Source organism: Roseomonas indoligenes (genome assembly GCF_017813365.1).
GTDB lineage: Bacteria > Pseudomonadota > Alphaproteobacteria > Acetobacterales > Acetobacteraceae > Roseomonas > Roseomonas indoligenes.
Genome location: NZ_JAGIZA010000006.1, coordinates 131896 through 147686 on the forward strand (window position 1 = coordinate 131896; position 15791 = coordinate 147686).

Genomic DNA, 15791 nt, shown 5'->3' on the forward strand with positions numbered 1-15791 from the left:
GGAACCGGGCCATTCCCGGCCGGCCCCGGGCAGAACCTGGCCGGCCGCCGGCAGGGCCTGGCCGGACTAGGATGCGTCGCTCCCTTCTGGCCGGCGTGGGCCTCGTCCTCCTTCTCGCCGCGGTTCTCGCCACCCTCTGGGTCGCCCCCCTTTTCACGGATTGGACCGCGCGTCGGGCCCAGCTGGCGGAGCTGGCCGCCGCCCGCATCGGCCGTCCCGTCACCCTGCACGGCCCCGTGCGCCTGCGCCTGCTGCCCTATCCCGTGGTGGAGGCGCAGGGCGTCACCCTCGGCGATGCCGGGGACGGGTTGGGCTTCGCCGCCGCGTCCATGCGGCTGCGCGTGGATGGCGGCGCGCTCCTCCTCGGCCGGATCGCCCCGCGGGAGATCGCGATCGTCGGCGCGGAGCTGCGCCTCCCCTGGCCTCCCGCCGATGCCGCCAACCTGCCAGCCAGCCTCTCCACCCTCTCCGCCCGGCTCGTGGACAGCCGCGTCATCATCGGCGGCATGCGGCTGGAGAACGTGCAGGCCCGGCTGACGGCGGGCGACGCCACTCAGGGCACCCGCGCCGAGGGCCTTTTCGCCTGGGGCGGGCTGGAATGGCGCTTCGAGGCCGGGATCGGCCGTCCTGGCTACGATGGCTACACCCCGGTGGACCTCAGCCTCGCCATGGGCAACGCCGCGATCGCCGCGCGCGGCGTGCTGACCCCGGAAGGCACGGTGGACGGCAGCGTGGAGGCCTCCGGCCCCGACCTCAGCGCCCTCGTCCCCGGCCCGCCCGGACCCTTCCGCGCCCGGGGCCGGCTGACGGTCGCCGCCGACCTGCTGGCGGCGGACGACCTCACCCTCGACATCGGCGGCAGCCCGGCGCGGGGCGCGATCACCCTCCGCCTCTCCCCGCAGCCCCGGCTCGACGCGGCGCTGCTGGCGGGGCGGCTGGATCTGGATCCCTGGCTGGCGGCGCTCCGCACCCGTCCCTCCACCCTGCCGCTGGGGCTCGACCTCTCGGCGGAGGCGGCGGGCTTCCGGGGCGTGGCGCTGCGCCGCCTCCGCGCCGCGGTCTTCCGGGAGGGTGGCGCGTCCGGCGGCCGGCTCACTCTCTCGGACGTCTCCGCGATCCTCCCCGGCGGGACGAGCGTGGAGCTGAACGGCGCCACGGCTGGGGAGCGGCTGGAGGCCGCGCTGCGCTTCTCCGGTACCGACCTGCGCGGAACGATCGAGGCGGTCGCCCCCGCCATCGCCCCCTCCGGCGAGAACTGGACCGCCTGGCTAGCCCCTGGCCGTCTTCGGGAAGGGGAGGGACGGGCGCGGCTGGTCCTGGAACCCGGCTCCATCGCCGTGCCCGAGCTTTCCGCCACGCTGGACGGCATCCGCGTTTCCGGCGCCGGCGTGCTGCGCTTCGGCGCCCGCCCGGCGCTCGGCCTGGGTCTGACCCTGGACGCGCTGGACCTGGAGGGCTGGCTCCGCCCCGGCCTGGACTGGCCCACCGCCAGCCGCCTCCTCGGCGGCATCGACGCCAACCTGCGCCTGGCGACGGAGCGGGCGCGATGGCGCGGCGCGGTGCTGGAGCGCGCCTCCCTGGACGCCGCGCTGGAGAACGGCCGGCTCACCCTGCGCCGCTTGGCCGGGGCACTGGCCGGCGGCGACCTCTCCGCCTCCGGCACCGCCCTTCTGGGCGCCAGCCCGCGCCTTTCGGACGCCGTGCTGGACTTCTCCGCCCGCAGCGCGCGCGACCTGCTGGCCCTGCTCCCCGGCGGCTGGCCGGATGCCACGCGGCTGGCCGGGGAGTCCATTACCCTCCGCGTCGCCGGCGGCGGCCCGCCCGAGGCCCTGGCGGTTCAGGCCAGCGCCGAGCTGGGCGAGGCCCGGCTGGAAACGGCGGGCACGCTGGACCTGCCCGGCCGCCGCGCGACGGGGAACCTCACCTTTCGCCATCCCGGTGCCCCCCGCCTGCTGAATGACGCGCTGGGCCTGACAGGGGAGGGGGTGCTCCCCTGGATCGGGGAGGGCTCCTTCTCCCTCGTCGCCTCCGGCGCGGCAGGGGCGGGAGGTGCCGCGGCGGAGCGCTTCGACCTCGTGGCCGGGGCGCTGCGGGCCGGCGGCGCCCTGGCCCTGTCCCTTGAGGGACCCCGCCCGCGCCTGACCGGCCGCATCGCCGCCGAGACCCTTTCCCCGCCCGCTTCCCCCTGGCACGGCAGCGATCCCATTCCCTTCGCCGCCCTGCGGGCCGCGGATGCCGAGCTGGCCCTCTCCGTCGCACGCCTGGAACCGCTCGACCTGCCATCCGTGCGTGACCTGCGTGCCCGCTTGCGCCTGAAGGACGGCGCCCTGGCGCTGGAGGACGCCGAGGCGGCGCTGGACCCCGGTACGCTGCGCGGAAGCGCCGCCCTCGACACCAATGGCGACGCGCCGCGCCTTTCCGCGCAGGTCGCGCTGCGCAGTGCCGGCATCACCGGCCCGCTCCTCGGCCTTCCGCTCGACATCACGGCGGGGCAGGCGGAAGCGGATATTCGCCTCTCCGCCACCGGCAGCAGCCCGGCCGCTCTCATTGCGACCCTGGCCGGGGAAGCATCCCTGGCCGTCCGGGAGGGAAGGCTGGCGGGCCTGGATGCCGCCGCCGCCGGCCGCGCCGCCGCGGCGGGGGACGAGGCCATGCTCCGCGCTGCGCTGCAATCCGGCGAGACGGGGTTCGCCACCCTTTCCCTCCGCGCCGCGCTGGGGACAGGGCGCGCCACCCTGTCCGAAGGCACCGCCTCCGGCGATGGCGTGGCCCTCACCCTCCGCGGGGAAGTGGACCTGGCCCGTGCCGCCCTCGACCTCACCGCGGCCGAGAAGCCGGCCGACCCGGTGCCGGAAGTCGGCATCCGCCTCACCGGCCCCGCCGCGGCGCCCCGCCGCGTGCCGGAACTGGCGGCCTGGCTGCGGTGGCGGGCAGAGCGCTGACCTGAACGAGAAAGGGCCGGAGGGGATGTTCCCTCCGGCCCCCCAGCTCACCCGAAGGCCGCCGCGCTACATCCCGATCTTCGCAAAATTCGCGGCGATCCGCATGTCCAGGAAGTCCTTCGCCGTGATCGGCGGCTCGGACCCCGTCGGCGCCTGGATGAGCGCGTCGCGGTTGGCCTGGCAGAAGAAGGGCAGGGAGTAGCGCGGGCCGAGATATTCGTCCGCGCGCGGCATCCGCACGCGGTGCAGGTTGGACTGCAGCTTCCCGTCGCTCCAGCGCGACAGCATGTCGCCGATGTTGCAGGTGATGAGGCCGGTCACCGGCGGCACGTCCGTCCAGGCCAGCTCGCCGCCATCGGCTTCCTTGCCCGGGCAGAGCTGCAGCCCCCCCTGGCCGGTGCGCTGATGCAGCAGCGTCAGGCAGTCATAGTCGGTGTGCGCGCCGGCGCGCCAGCCCGTGAAGTCCTCCGGCTTCGCGTCCACCATCGGCAGGTAATGAATCATGCGCTGCGTGGATTGGTACTCGGGCGAGGTCGGATCGTGCGCCTCGGTAAAGAAGTCCGCGGGAAAGCCGAGCTTGTCGGCGAAGCAGGACAGCACCTTCATCCCCACCGCCCAGTTCGCGCGCTCGAAGGCCAGCATGCAGGCCTTGAAGCCCGGCAGTTCCTCGCCGCTGGGCCAGAGGCCGGCCATCTTCGGCACGGTGATCTGGAAGGACTCCTTATTGTCCGCCGTGCCGGTGGAGGGGCGGACCTGGGCCTTGTACTCCCAGCCGTAGTTGGTTCCCTTCGCCATCGGGTACTTCGCCTTCACCTCCTGCGGCAGGGCGAAGAAGCGGGCCGTCATCTCGAAGGCCTCGTCGATCTGCTCCAGCGGGATGCCGTGGTCGGAGAGCTGGAAAAAGCCGATCTCGGTGGAGGCCTTCCACAGCTGATCCGCGATCTCCGCCTTGCGGGCCTCGAAATTGGCGAGGCTGATGACGGGAACCTCGCGGTCCTTGGTGATGCCCATGCCGCCGAAGCCGGTCTCCCGGTTCAGCTCCTTCAGCGCGTAAGACATGTCATTCTCCTATCGGGCGGCGCGGGTGCCGCCGGGGTGATGGAGCAATGTCAGGCGCCCAGGAGGGCGGCCGCCGCTTCTACTCCGTGAACCGCCTGCCGGGATGGCGGGCGGGAAACGTGTGTCAGGCGCCCTGTCCTCCGTGGCCATGCAAGGGCCGCGGTGCCGGATGGGATCCGGCCCGGTCGTTCATGGGAGGATGAGGAAGGAGAGTGAGCACCGGGCACCTCGACAGGATGGTCTGTCGGAGCAATGCCCCAGGTCCAAAAGAACCTTGGCCGCTTCTACTCGCGGAGTGAGGATTAGAACGCTGCACGCCGGCCCCGCAAGCAAAAACGGAGCCAGATCAGCCCCGCTGCGCGATCCGCAACGCCAGCACCCGGAGAGCCGAGGCAAGGGGCAGCCCGGGATCGTCCCGCGCCGCATCGGCGGCCAGGACGAGGCGCAGCAGGTTCTCCCCCCGCCGCGCGGCCTCCGCCTCCAGCGCCGCCCAGAACTCGGGCTCCAGCGCGATCGAGGTCCGGTGCCCGGCGAGGGTGAAGGACCGCTTGACGAGATGCCCGGCCATCGGGGGCAGCCCTGCCCCGGCCTGCCGCTAGGCCGCGGAAACCGGGCGACGCGTCAACGCGAGGCCGACACCGAGCGCGACCATGGCGACCCCGGACGCCTCGCGAAGCCGGCGGACGAGGCCCGGGCGCCCCAGCGCCCCCCTGCGGACACGGGCGGCCAGCACCGCCACCGCTACATCGACGAGCGTGTTGAGCGCCACGGAGACAAGCCCGAGCACGGCGAACTGCATCGCCACGCCCCCGGCGGCCGGGTCCACGAACTGCGGCACGAAGGCGAGGAAGAAAGCAGCCGTCTTCGGGTTCAGCGCCTCCACCAGGGCCCCCTCGCGGAAGGCGCGGCGGGTTCCGACGGGCGAGCCGCCACCCCCCAGCGCCGCCTGGGCATCGCGGCGCGCGGTCCAGATGGTGCGCAGGCCGATCCAGATCAGATAGGCGGCACCGAGCATCTTCAGCGCCGTGAACAGCTCCGCGCTCGCCAGCACGACCGCGGAGACGCCGAGACCGCCGGCCAGCACATGCACCATGCCGCCGATCCCCGTGCCGAGGCTGGAGGCAATGCCCTCGCCACGGCCGCCGGAGAGCGTACGGGCGGCGACGTAGAAGATCCCCGGCCCCGGCGTCAGGGCGAGGACAAGGGCGGCTGCGGCGAAGAGAGCGAGCTGGCTGAAATCGGGCATGCCCGGCAACCTACCAGCCCGCGTCCGCCGTTCCAGCCCCCGGGAAGGGGCGGCTAGCCGCCGGCCAGCGTGGCGCCCGGCCGGGTCATCTCCTCCGGCCGCACCCAGCGATCGAAATCCTCCGGCGACACGAAGCCCAGCTTCTCGGCGGCGTCGCGCAGCGTCAGGTTCTCCGCCAGCGCCGTCTTGCCGATCTTCACGGCCTTGTCGTAGCCGATCCGCGGGTTCAGCGCCGTCACCAGCATCAGGGACTTCGCCACGTTCTCCGCAATGCGGTCCCGGTTCGGCTCAAGCTTCTCCACCATGTTGTGGGCGAAACTCTCCGCCGCATCCGCCAGCAGGGTGGCGGATTGCAGCACGGCCTGGATGATCACGGGCTTGAAGACGTTCAGCTCCAGGTGCCCCTGCGTGCCCGCGACCGTCACGGTGGTGGTGTTCCCCATCACCTGCGCGCAGACCATCGTCAGTGCCTCGCTCTGCGTCGGATTCGTCTTCCCCGGCATGATGGAGGAGGAGAGGCCGTCCGCCGGGATCACCAGCTCGGAGAAGCCGGAGCGCGGCCCCGAGCCCAGCAGCCGGACGTCATTGGCGATCTTGTTCAGCGAGACGGCCACGCTGTTCATCGCCCCCTGCAGCGCGACGAAGGCGTCGTGCGCCCCCATGCCGACGAAGGGGTTGGGATGGGCTGTAAAGGGAAGCCCGGTCAGCGCCGCCATCCGCTCCGCGAAGCCTCGCGCGAAATCGGGGTGGGTGTTCAGCCCGGTCCCCGCGGCCGTGCCGCCCTGGGGCAGGGCGAGAAGGTCGGGCAGCGCCGCCTGCACGCGCGCGATCCCGGCCTCCACCATCATCGCCCAGGCCCGGAACTCCTGGCCGAGCGTGACGGGCACCGCATCCATCAGGTGCGTGCGGCCGAGCTTGACGATCCCGTCCCATTCCTCGCCGCGCTTGGCCAGGGCCGCGCGCAGCACCTCCAGCCCGGGCACCAGCCGCTTCGTCACCGCCTCCGCGGCAGCCACGTGCATCACCGTGGGGAAGCTGTCGTTGGAGGACTGGCCACGGTTCACGTGGTCGTTGGGGTGCACCGGCTTCCGGCTGCCCAGCTCCTGGCCGAGCATCTGGTTCGCGCGGTTGGAGATGACCTCGTTCGCGTTCATGTTCGTCTGGGTGCCGGACCCGGTCTGCCAGACATGCAGGGGGAAATCGGCGTCGCGCTGATTCCCCGCCACTTCCTTCGCCGCAGCGATCACCGGCTCCGCGATATCGGCCGGCAACTCGCCCAGCGCCAGGTTGGCCTCAGCCGCGGCCTGCTTCTGCAGCCCCACGGCCCGGATCAGCGTCGGCGGGAAGACCTCCGAGCCGATGCGGAACAATCGCCGGGCGCGCTCCGTCTGGGGCCCCCAAAGACGGTCGGCTGCGATCTCGATCGTGCCGAGGGAATCGGTTTCGGTGCGGGTGTTTTCAGGCATGGCCGGCACTTGGGCAGCCGCCACCCGCGCGTCGAGCCCCTAGTGCCAACCGTCGATACGCGGCCAGCGCGCAATGGCGTTACCCGTTCCGTCCAGCACCTCGTAGGCGCCGTAGCCCCCCGCCGCCGTCAGGCAGGCATGGTTGGGATAAACCCGCACCAGGGCCCCGACAGGGAGCCGTTCGAACCAGGATTCATAGGGCACCGGCACCATCCCATGCTCCTGGTAGGCGTGCAGGACGTGCAGCGGCAGCGCCGCCCCCGTCTCCGCATCCCCCAGCGTGCCGTAGGCGGTCCCGGGCGCGAAGGCATTGGCCGTCACGTCCTTGGAGAGTGCCAGCGCCCCCGCATCCAGCACCAGGGACATGGAAGCCCGGTTGTGCCCGATCACGGTGGACAGCACGGACAGCGCCAGGTCGTCCCAGCCACACTGCCCACGCGACATTTGGGCAAGGTCCCAGAACAGCCCCACCCCGGCCCGGATCTCCGTCACCCCATCCAGGTGCCGCGCATGCAGCAGGGTGGGGGAGGAGCCGACAGAGACGATCGGCGTCTCCATCCCCGCGCCCCGGATGGCGCCGGCGGCCGAGGCCGTGGCCACCCGCTCCTGCTCCGCGACGTCGGCGATGGAGGCATTGTCGGCCGAGCCGTAGGAATGGCCGCCATGGGTCATCACCCCCGCCAGCCGCAGGTTCCGCGAGCCATGGATCGCCCGCGCCACGGCCAGAGCCTTCTCGGGCGGCACGCCGGCCCGGTGCTCGCCGGAATCCACCTCCACCAGCACCTCGTGCGTGGCCCCGGCGGCGGCGTCCAGCAACCCCGCCATCTCCGGGCTGTCCACCACCAGGATCAGCCGCGTCCCGTGATGCCGCGCCAGCGCCTCCGCCCGGGGAAGCCGGGCCGGGATTGCTGTGGCCGCCAGCAGGATGTCCGTCGCCTGGCCGGAGGCCGCCAACACCTCCGCCTCCTTCATCGTGGAGACGGTGGCGGGCCCGGTGCCGCCCCCATGGGCGACGCGATGCACCTCCACGGACTTGGCGGTCTTGAAATGCGGCCGGAAGGAAACCCCCAGGGCCTCGGCCCGCGACCGCATCCGCGCCGCGTTCGCCTCCAGCCGCGCGAGGTCCAGCAGCAGCCGGGGCGTGTCCGCCACGCCGCCGCCCGACCAGGGGCCGCTCAAGGCATGTCCCCGTAGGAGGAGATCTCGATCAGGTTCCCGTCCGGGTCGCGGCAGTAGACGGAGGTGATCGCGCCCAGCGCGCCCGCCTTCTCCACCGGCCCCAGCTCGATCGTCACGCCGCAATCCCGAAGGTGGGAGGCCACGTCCTCGGCCATGACCGTCACGATGAAGCACAGGTCCTGGCCGCCGGGCAGGGCGGATTCCCCCGTGAACCATTCCTCCTGGGACACGTCCTGGGGGCGCAGGTTGATCTTCTGGCCGCCGAAGCGCAGCGAGGTGCGGTTGTGCGGGCCGAAGCTCTCCAGCTCCATGCCCAGCACGCGCTGGTACCAACTCGCCATCGTCTCCACGTCGCGGCAGGTGATGACCAGGTGGTCCAGGCGGTCCACGGCGAAGCGCATCGTTCTCGTCCTTCTCGGCCCCCGGATCGGGGTCTGGAATCAAGGGGCAGGGGTGCGGAAGCGCGGGCGCAGCCGCGCCGTGGCCTCGATCTCGATCTTCATCTCGGGCGTTTGCAGCCCGGCATGGATGAGGGTGGAGGCGGGGCGGATCTCCCCGAGATACAGGCGCAGGACGGGCCAGCAGGGTTCCCAGTCCGCCCGGTCCGGCACGATGAACATCAGGCGGACCACATCCTCCAGAGATGCCCCGGCCTGGGCGAGCGCGGCGGCGATGTTCTTCAGCGCCCGCTCGCACTGCACCTGCACGTCGTCCGAGATCGTCATGGTGTCGTAGTCGTAGCCCGTGGTACCGGAGACGAAGACAAGGTCCCCGTCCACCACGGCGCGGGAATAGCCGATCTCCCGCTCGAAGCGGGAGCCGGAGGAGATCAGGCGTCGCATGTCGCCATCCCCTGGCGATGGCCCGGCAGGGATGCCAGGCAGGTGGGAGATGCCAGGGCAGATGACAGGGCGGAACGGGCGGGTCAATGGCCGGCATGGCAGCCCGCCCGCCGCCCGGCCAGGGTACCACGATCTGCACGGGTTCCCGGCCTCTTGCGTGGCGAACGGATCGACCGTTCCCCGCGGTCCCGCCCTGCGGCGACCTGCCCTGGGAGCTGTCGTCGGCCAGCGCCCCCTCCGCCCCCGTCTTCAGACGTGCCCGGCAAGGATCACGGTTCGGCCGGCGCTGCCTCCGGAATCGAAGCGGGACGACGTTCCGGGCAGGTGCGCAACGAGGCCGGCGCGCCTTGCCAAACCTCGGCTGAGGACATGACATGGCGTCATGAGAGCGCTCCATCCCGCACGACACGCTTCACCGCAACGACCGGGGTGCGGCAACCGGGCTCGGGCCGTTGCCGCGATGGTTGCCCTGGCGCTGCCATTCGGTCCTGGAGGCTGCTCAACCGCGACCACGGCCCCGACCTTCCCGGCAGACTACAGGGAGGTGTTCGCCGTCAATCTCGCAGCGGAATACGAAGCCTCCAACGGGAGGTCGCCCGAGATCACGAGAGAGCCGCGATCCGTGGCGAACGCCTTGTTCGCCACGACGACCGTATGGGTCCGCTACCGCGTTCGCGGTACCCTCTCATACGACCGGCTCTTCTCGGCCGATGGAGACGGGACCGTCTGGCGCTGCATCGGTATCAGCGCGGACGCCAATCACCCTGAGCGGGGCATCAGAGCTGCGAGGACCGTCATGGATCGGGGCGACCGCTGCCCGCAACTCGTCGAGTTCACACCGTTCACCGAACTGGAGAGGGTGGCTGATCGGCTTCGCGGGTGTCGGGCGACAGGGAAGCAGTTCTGCGTCGTTTCTGAACCAGGCACTCGTCCGGAACGCGCCATCCGTTTGCGGCCCCCGAGTTAAAGAATCGTGCGGACGGCACTGCAGACCATGGAAGACCTGAACGATGCCGGATGACTCTTGCGGCTGCTGCGCCAAGGCCGCCCTGCGCGGCCGGGCCGGCGGCCGGCGCGGCCTTCTCTGCGCCGGCCTCGGCGCGCTGACCGCGCCCGCAGCCCTTGCCCCGGCCCGGGCGGCTGACCCGGTGCCCCACACCCGCCTGACCCCGGACGAGGCCCTGACCCTGCTGAAGCGGGGCAACGACGAGTTCCGGCACGAGGAGCCCTTCAGCTTCCCCCATGGCCACAAGACCCTGGCCGACCTCTCCCGCGGGCAGGCGCCCTTCGTGGTCCTGGTCGGCTGCTCGGACAGCCGCGTGCCGCCGGAACTGCTCTTCGGGCGCGGCCTGGGCGAGATGTTCATCGTCCGCAACGCCGGCAACACGGTGGATACCGCGGCGCTGGGCAGCATCGAGTACGGGGTGGGCGTGCTGGGCTGCCCGCTGGTGGTGGTAATGGGCCACCAGAGCTGCGGCGCCGTGGCGGCCTCGCTGGAGATGGTGGAGCACAACACGGCCTTCCCCGGCGTGATCGGGGAGATGGTGCAACCCATCCTGCCCGCCGTGCTCTCTGCCCGCCGCCCGGACGGGACGATCGCGCTGGACGATGCCGTGGTGGCCAATGCGCGCCGAGTGGCCGCACGGATCAAGACCCAGAGCGTGGTGCTGCAGGACGCGATCCGCGCCGGGCGCCTGAAGGTGGTCGCCGCCCGCTACGAACTCGAGACGGGCGATGTCCGCTGGCTTGAGGAGGGGTGAAATTCCGGCCCGCGGCGCCCCGGAAGGGACGCCTCGAGCGGTCGCTCACTCCAGCCCGTCGTAGAAGTCGTTGCCCTTGTCGTCGACGATGATGAAGGCGGGGAAGTCCTCCACCTCGATCCGCCACACGGCCTCCATGCCGAGCTCGGGGTATTCCAGCACCTCCACCTTGCGGATACAGTCCTGCGCCAGCCGCGCCGCCGGACCGCCGACGGAGCCGAGGTAGAAGCCGCCGAACTGCTTGCAGGCATTGGTGACGGCCTTGGAGCGGTTGCCCTTGGCAAGCATCACCAGCGACCCGCCGGCGGCCTGGAACTCCGCCACGTAGCTGTCCATCCGCCCCGCGGTGGTCGGGCCGAAGGAACCGGTGGGCATCCCCTCCGGCGTCTTGGCCGGGCCGGCGTAGTAGACCGGGTGGTTCTTGATGTAGTCCGGCAGGCCCTGGCCGGAATCCAGCCGCTCCTTCAGCTTGGCATGCGCGATGTCGCGCGCCACCACGATGGTGCCGGTCAGCGAGACGCGGGTCTTCACGGGGTGCCTGGAAAGCTCCGCCCGGATCGCCTCCATCGGCTGGTTCAGGTCGATTTTCACGACCTCCCCGGCCTCCTCCAGCCCCTCGGTCTGGTCGGGCAGGAAGCGGGCGGGGTCGTGCTCCAGCTCCTCCAGGAACACGCCCTCCGGCGTGACCTTTGCCTTGATCTGCCGGTCCGCGGAGCAGGAGACGCCGATGCCGATGGGCAAGCTGGCACCGTGCCGGGGCAGGCGGATCACCCGCACGTCGTGGCAGAAATACTTGCCGCCGAACTGCGCGCCGATGCCGATGTTCTGCGTCAGCTTGTGGATCTCGGCCTCCAGCTCCCGGTCGCGGAAGGCGTGGCCCGCCTTGCTGCCCTTGTCCGGCAGTGTGTCGTAGTAGCGGGTGGAGCCCATCTTCACCGTCTTCAGGTTCGTCTCGGCGGAGGTGCCGCCGATGACGATGGAGAGGTGGTAGGGCGGGCAGGCGCTGGTCCCCAGCGTCTTGATCTTCTCCTCCAGGAAGGCGAGCAGCTTCGGCTTGTTCAGCACGGCGCGCGTCTGCTGGTACAGGAAGGTCTTGTTGGCGCTGCCACCGCCCTTGAGGATGAACTGCAGGAAGAACTCGTCCGCGTGGTAGTCACCCGGGGAGGCGTAGATGTCGAACTGCACCGGCAGGTTGTTGCCGGTGTTCACCTCGTCGTACATCGTCAGCGGCGCCATCTGGGAATAGCGCAGGTTCGTCTCGGTGTAGGTGCGGTGCACGCCGTAGGAGAGGGCCTCCTCCTCGTCGCCCTCAACCCAGACGCGCTGGCCCTTCTTGCCGAAGACGATCGCCGTGCCCGTGTCCTGGCACATCGGCAGCTTGCCGCCCGCCGCGATGCTCGCGTTCTTCAGCAGGTCCAGCGCCACGAAGCGGTCGTTCGCGCTCGCCTCGGGGTCCTTCAGGATGTTGGCCAGCTGCTGCAGGTGCCCGGGGCGCAGCAGGTGCGACACGTCCTTGCAGGCCTGGAAGGCCAGCTGCTCCAGCGTCTCTGGCTTGATCTTCAGGATCGTCTTGCCATCCACCTCGACCGTGGAGACGCCGCCGATCTCCAGCTTGCGGTAGGGGGTGGTGTCCTCGGCAAGCGGGAACATCGGGCTGAACAGGAAGCCGGCGCTGCGCTGGGAAACAGGCATGCCGGAATCCGCCTCGGCGCCGTCATGGGTGGCCACCGGCGTGGCCGCGCTGCTCGGGCCGGGAGGCACCGGCACGTTGGCGTCGAGCGTCTGGTCAGATGAGGAGGTGATGGGGGAGGTCACGAAGCGCGCTCCAAGATCATGGTCCCCCAGATCAGAAGCCCTGGGGTCGGCGGGAGAGGCCCGGCGGCCGCCCACCGGAGAGGCAAACGGCCGCGCGCGGCCAGGCGGTCGCGCGGCGGGAGGACGTTCGGGTGTTAGCGCGGCCCTGTCGGGGGCGCCAGCAGGTAGAACGTAAATGGAAACGGGGTGCGGCCCGGGGAAGGGGCCGGGCGCCCTTATTCCTTATTCCTTCGTCGGGCGGCGCCGGAAGGCGTCTAGGCTCACCACCTGGGCCGGCGCGTCGCCCCGCGCTGGGGCCTCCTCCGGCGCGGGCGGGCTCTCGGGCTCCACCGGCTCCGGCACCTGCTCGGCCTCCGCCTCCGGGATCACGGCATCGCCGAAGCGCAGTCCCACCCGGACATGCGGGTCCCAGAAGGCCACCAGCGCCGCGAAGGGGATCACCAGCGTCGCCGCCACCCCGCCGAAGGAAAGCCCGACCGAGACCTTCTGCTCCCCCCGGTCCACCGTCAGGTCCCAGAACTGGTGCTGCAGGACGATCGTCATCTCCTGCGGGTAGCGGGCCTTCAGGTGGCCCGGCACCTTCGTGTCCCGGTGGTCGGTGCGGAAGGTCAGATAGAAGTGGTGCTCACCCGGCAGCCCGTTCTTCGCCGCGAACTCCAGCGCCCGGAGCGCCACGTTCCGCATGGCCTCCTCGGTCCAGCGATCGTAGGGCAGCAGGCTTTCGGGAGGTGGCGCGGAATCGCTCATGCGCTGGTCGTGTCCAAGGCTGGTCCGGTCATCATCGGTCGGTCAGACGCAACATACGGCAACGCGGCCCCGCGGCCTAGTTGCGCGGCGCGCAGGCGCAAGAGGCAATGGGATGGCAGCAGGAAAAGGTGGGGGGATTCTGTTGCCCCGTTCCCCCCGGACGGCGCTTACCTATCTCTAGGCAGCGAGCGCCATGGTCTCGCGACCATTATCGTTGGCACTTGTGATTTAGCCCGATAACGGCGGTACAATGCCGGGCAAAGGACACGTCTTTACCGCGCGCGTCGAGCCTGTTTCGCCCCCATGACCCGCTTCCCGTGCCGGGAAGGCCCCTCTCAGGGTCCGGGCCGATAAGCCCGGTTCAGGATGGTGGAGGCGCCGGGCACTGCCCCCGGGTCCACAACGCTTATTCCACGTGCCGTTTATCACCATAGTCGCCCGAAGGCGGCACCACGGATATAGGCGCCCGTGCAGGCTTTGACCAGGGGCAAGCCGTCCCTTCCACCACCCCCGGCGGTATCGCCGCCCGAGGAACTCGTCCGAAGCTGTTGCAAGCAAAACCGATTGATCAGTGACTTATGGCACCGCGTCCCGCAGCAGATCGGACGTAACGTTCTGAACTAGCAACGTACTAGGGACGGGTCTGCGATGGGAACCACGCACCCACCTCTCCGCAAGGTCATCGACGCCATCTACGCCGCGGCGGCGAGCCCGGAGGGATGGTCGGATGCCCTGACCGTCCTGGCCGACCATGTCGGCGGGACCGGTGCCATGCTCGTCTTCAACGCCCCGGCGGAGAAGCGGGCGGCGATGGTCACGGGGCGGCTGCGGCCGGACCTCACCCAACTCTATATGCGGGACCCCAGCTACGCCGATAATCCCTGGACCACACGGCTCACCGCGGTGCCCATGGGGCGCCCCGGCATCGCCAGCCGCTACGTGGACCCCGCGCTGCTGCGCCGGACGCCGACCTATGCCGATCTTCTCCTGCCCCAGAAGATCGAGGACCTGGTCGTGCTCACCCACCCCGCGATGTCGCGCGGCCGGGCCTCGGGCGGCTTCGGGATCACCCTCTGCCAACGCGGGGCGGAGCGGGCGGATGACGCTGCACGCCGCCTCGGGCGTCTCGCGCCCCATCTCTATCGCTGCCTGGAGATCTCGCTTCGCATGGCGCCCTATGCAGATGGCCGGGCGCAGCTGGACGCGGTGCTGCAGGCGATGCCCGGCGCCGCCCTGCTGCTGGACGGGGCAGGCCGCCTGCTTCTCGCCAACCCACCGGCGGAAGCCGTGCTGCGCGCCGCGGACGGGCTGACCGCCGGGGCCGATGGCGGGCTGCGCCTCGTGGCCTCGCTGCCGGCGGAGACGCGCCTCCTCTCCCGCCGGGTCGCGGAGGCCCTGGCCTGCTCGGCGGATGCGGAGGAGGCGCTGTCCGGCCCCTTCCTCCTCTCCCGTCCCTCCGGCCGGCCGCCGCTCCTCCTGACCGTCCTTCCCCTTCCGCCATCGGCCTTCCCGATCTGGCACATGGGCAGCAGCCCCCGCGCCCTGGTCCTGGTGACGGACCCGAACGCCCTGCGCATGGTGGAGGCCGCGGGGCTCTGCGCGGTGCTGGGCCTGACTCCCGCCGAGGCGCGGGTGGCCACCCTGATCGCCGCCGGCGCCAGCGTGCCGCAGGCCGCCTCGGCACTCTGCGTCTCGCCCACCACCGTCAAGACGCAGCTCTCGAGCTGCTTCGAGAAGACCGGGCTGCGGTCCCAGATGGCGTTGGCCCGGCTCATCAACGGCTTCCCGGGCGCCCCAGAAGGGGATGCAGAAAGCTGACCAGCCGCTCGGCCGCATCCACCGCAACCCCCGCATCGGCCTCCGTCCGGATGCGCCCGCCGCCGGGAAGCGGGAGGAGAACCGTCCGGGTGCCGTAGGCCGCGCCGATGTCCCAGCCGTAGCTCGCCGTCGGGTAATCGTGCCAGCGGGCGGCGGGCCGCCCGGCGACGGTTAGTTCCCGCCGCAGCGCCTCGCAGCGGCCGGGCGGCTCGCGCGTGTCCTGGCCGGGGACGAAGAGGGCCGCCGGGGCCGAAGTCCAGGGCTGCGGCCTGGCATACCCGTCGTCCAGCAGCGCCGCGCAGCCGGGATAGAGGGCGGCATGGGCGACGAAGCGCGGGCCGTAGGGCCCGAGCACCGGGTAGGCGACCTCATCCGCACCGGCCAGGAGCGCGAGGCGGCCGCCGGAGCCCAGACCCACCACCGCCACACGCCTGGCGTCGATCTCCCGCCGCTCGGCCAGATGCGCCAGCACGTCCGTCAGCTGCTGCGCGCCGGCCCAGGCGTCGTCCGCCGCCATGGCGATCTCGGTGCCGGAGGCGAGGTGGCCGTCGGGCGAGTTGGCGTCGAGGTCGATCTGGAGGGTAGCCCACCCCTCCTCCACCAGGATCTCCGAGAGTTCGGCAACCCGGCCATCCATCTCGTAGGCGTCGGCCACGAGGATCACGGCAGGGAAGGGCGGCCCGTCCGCCTTTTGGGAGGGGAGGGTGAGCAGGGCGGGCACCAGCCGCGGCGGCTCCACGGCCTGCGCGAGGCTGAGCACCAGGACGGACTGGCTGTCCTCCGCGCGCGCCTGCGGCCCAGCGGCGAGACTGACGGCGAGGAGGGTGAGGGCGAGGTGGCGACGATGGCTTGGCATGCGCGGATCTCCGGCCGATGCGCCTGCCCGGGAGGTGCCTCCGCGGGGTGGAAGGGCCATG

General features: G+C 71.4%; 13 protein-coding genes and 1 other RNA gene. 3 read left to right on the top strand and 11 right to left on the bottom strand.

Annotation, left to right across the window (positions count from 1 at the left end):
• The first annotated feature begins 71 nt into the window (after positions 1-71).
• A complete protein-coding gene (locus J5Y10_RS28435; RefSeq protein WP_209373905.1) occupies positions 72-2942 on the top strand; it encodes an AsmA family protein in 2871 nt (956 codons plus the stop codon).
• Positions 2943-3008: 66 nt separating this feature from the next.
• Here J5Y10_RS28435 and J5Y10_RS12220 read toward each other — a convergent pair whose 3' ends face one another.
• The 7 genes from J5Y10_RS12220 to J5Y10_RS12250 all read right to left on the bottom strand — a co-directional run bounded on the left by J5Y10_RS12220 (position 3009) and on the right by J5Y10_RS12250 (position 8734).
• On the bottom strand, positions 3009-4001 hold the full coding sequence (locus J5Y10_RS12220; RefSeq protein ID WP_209373908.1) for an isopenicillin N synthase family dioxygenase: 993 nt from the start codon (positions 3999-4001) through the stop codon (positions 3009-3011).
• Between the two features lie 346 nt (positions 4002-4347).
• Positions 4348-4569, bottom strand: coding sequence for a ribbon-helix-helix domain-containing protein (locus J5Y10_RS12225; RefSeq protein WP_209373909.1), 222 nt, complete (start codon positions 4567-4569; stop codon positions 4348-4350).
• A gap of 27 nt (positions 4570-4596) precedes the next feature.
• Positions 4597-5247 carry a LysE family translocator gene (locus tag J5Y10_RS12230; RefSeq protein WP_209373910.1) on the bottom strand — a complete coding sequence of 217 codons (651 nt, stop codon included), beginning with the start codon at positions 5245-5247 and terminating at the stop codon, positions 4597-4599.
• 53 nt (positions 5248-5300) lie between these two features.
• Positions 5301-6713 (bottom strand): class II fumarate hydratase, encoded by a 1413-nt coding sequence (locus J5Y10_RS12235; RefSeq protein WP_209373911.1) that lies wholly within the window; start codon positions 6711-6713, stop codon positions 5301-5303.
• A gap of 39 nt (positions 6714-6752) precedes the next feature.
• Positions 6753-7892 (bottom strand): alanine racemase, encoded by a 1140-nt coding sequence (locus J5Y10_RS12240; protein WP_209373912.1) that lies wholly within the window; start codon positions 7890-7892, stop codon positions 6753-6755.
• Positions 7889-8293 carry a VOC family protein gene (locus J5Y10_RS12245; RefSeq protein WP_209373913.1) on the bottom strand — a complete coding sequence of 135 codons (405 nt, stop codon included), beginning with the start codon at positions 8291-8293 and terminating at the stop codon, positions 7889-7891. The genes J5Y10_RS12240 and J5Y10_RS12245 overlap by 4 nt, the downstream gene beginning before the upstream one ends.
• A 39-nt stretch (positions 8294-8332) precedes the next feature.
• Positions 8333-8734 carry a RidA family protein gene (locus tag J5Y10_RS12250; protein ID WP_209373914.1) on the bottom strand — a complete coding sequence of 134 codons (402 nt, stop codon included), beginning with the start codon at positions 8732-8734 and terminating at the stop codon, positions 8333-8335.
• 1010 nt (positions 8735-9744) lie between these two features.
• Between J5Y10_RS12250 and J5Y10_RS12255 the strand changes: the two genes are divergently transcribed.
• Positions 9745-10494: a carbonic anhydrase gene (locus tag J5Y10_RS12255; RefSeq protein ID WP_209373916.1), complete on the top strand. Its 750-nt coding sequence runs from the start codon at positions 9745-9747 to the stop codon at positions 10492-10494.
• A gap of 45 nt (positions 10495-10539) precedes the next feature.
• On the opposite strand, the gene J5Y10_RS12260 is transcribed toward J5Y10_RS12255, so the two are convergent.
• The 3 genes from J5Y10_RS12260 to ssrA form a co-directional block, all read right to left on the bottom strand.
• The gene (locus J5Y10_RS12260; RefSeq protein ID WP_209374155.1) at positions 10540-12186 is read right to left on the bottom strand and encodes a fumarate hydratase; all 1647 of its coding nucleotides are present in this window, start codon (positions 12184-12186) and stop codon (positions 10540-10542) included.
• A 345-nt stretch (positions 12187-12531) separates the two neighbouring features.
• A complete protein-coding gene (locus tag J5Y10_RS12265) occupies positions 12532-13056 on the bottom strand; it encodes an SspB family protein (protein WP_209373917.1) in 525 nt (174 codons plus the stop codon).
• 127 nt (positions 13057-13183) lie between these two features.
• Positions 13184-13544: a transfer-messenger RNA gene (gene ssrA / locus J5Y10_RS12270) on the bottom strand.
• Between the two features lie 160 nt (positions 13545-13704).
• On the opposite strand from ssrA, the gene J5Y10_RS12275 reads away from it, so the two are divergent.
• Positions 13705-14874 (top strand): helix-turn-helix domain-containing protein, encoded by a 1170-nt coding sequence (locus J5Y10_RS12275; RefSeq protein ID WP_209373918.1) that lies wholly within the window; start codon positions 13705-13707, stop codon positions 14872-14874.
• Here J5Y10_RS12275 and J5Y10_RS12280 read toward each other — a convergent pair.
• A complete protein-coding gene (locus tag J5Y10_RS12280) occupies positions 14831-15730 on the bottom strand; it encodes a dienelactone hydrolase family protein (RefSeq protein WP_209373919.1) in 900 nt (299 codons plus the stop codon). The genes J5Y10_RS12275 and J5Y10_RS12280 overlap by 44 nt on opposite strands.
• Positions 15731-15791: the final 61 nt, after the last annotated feature.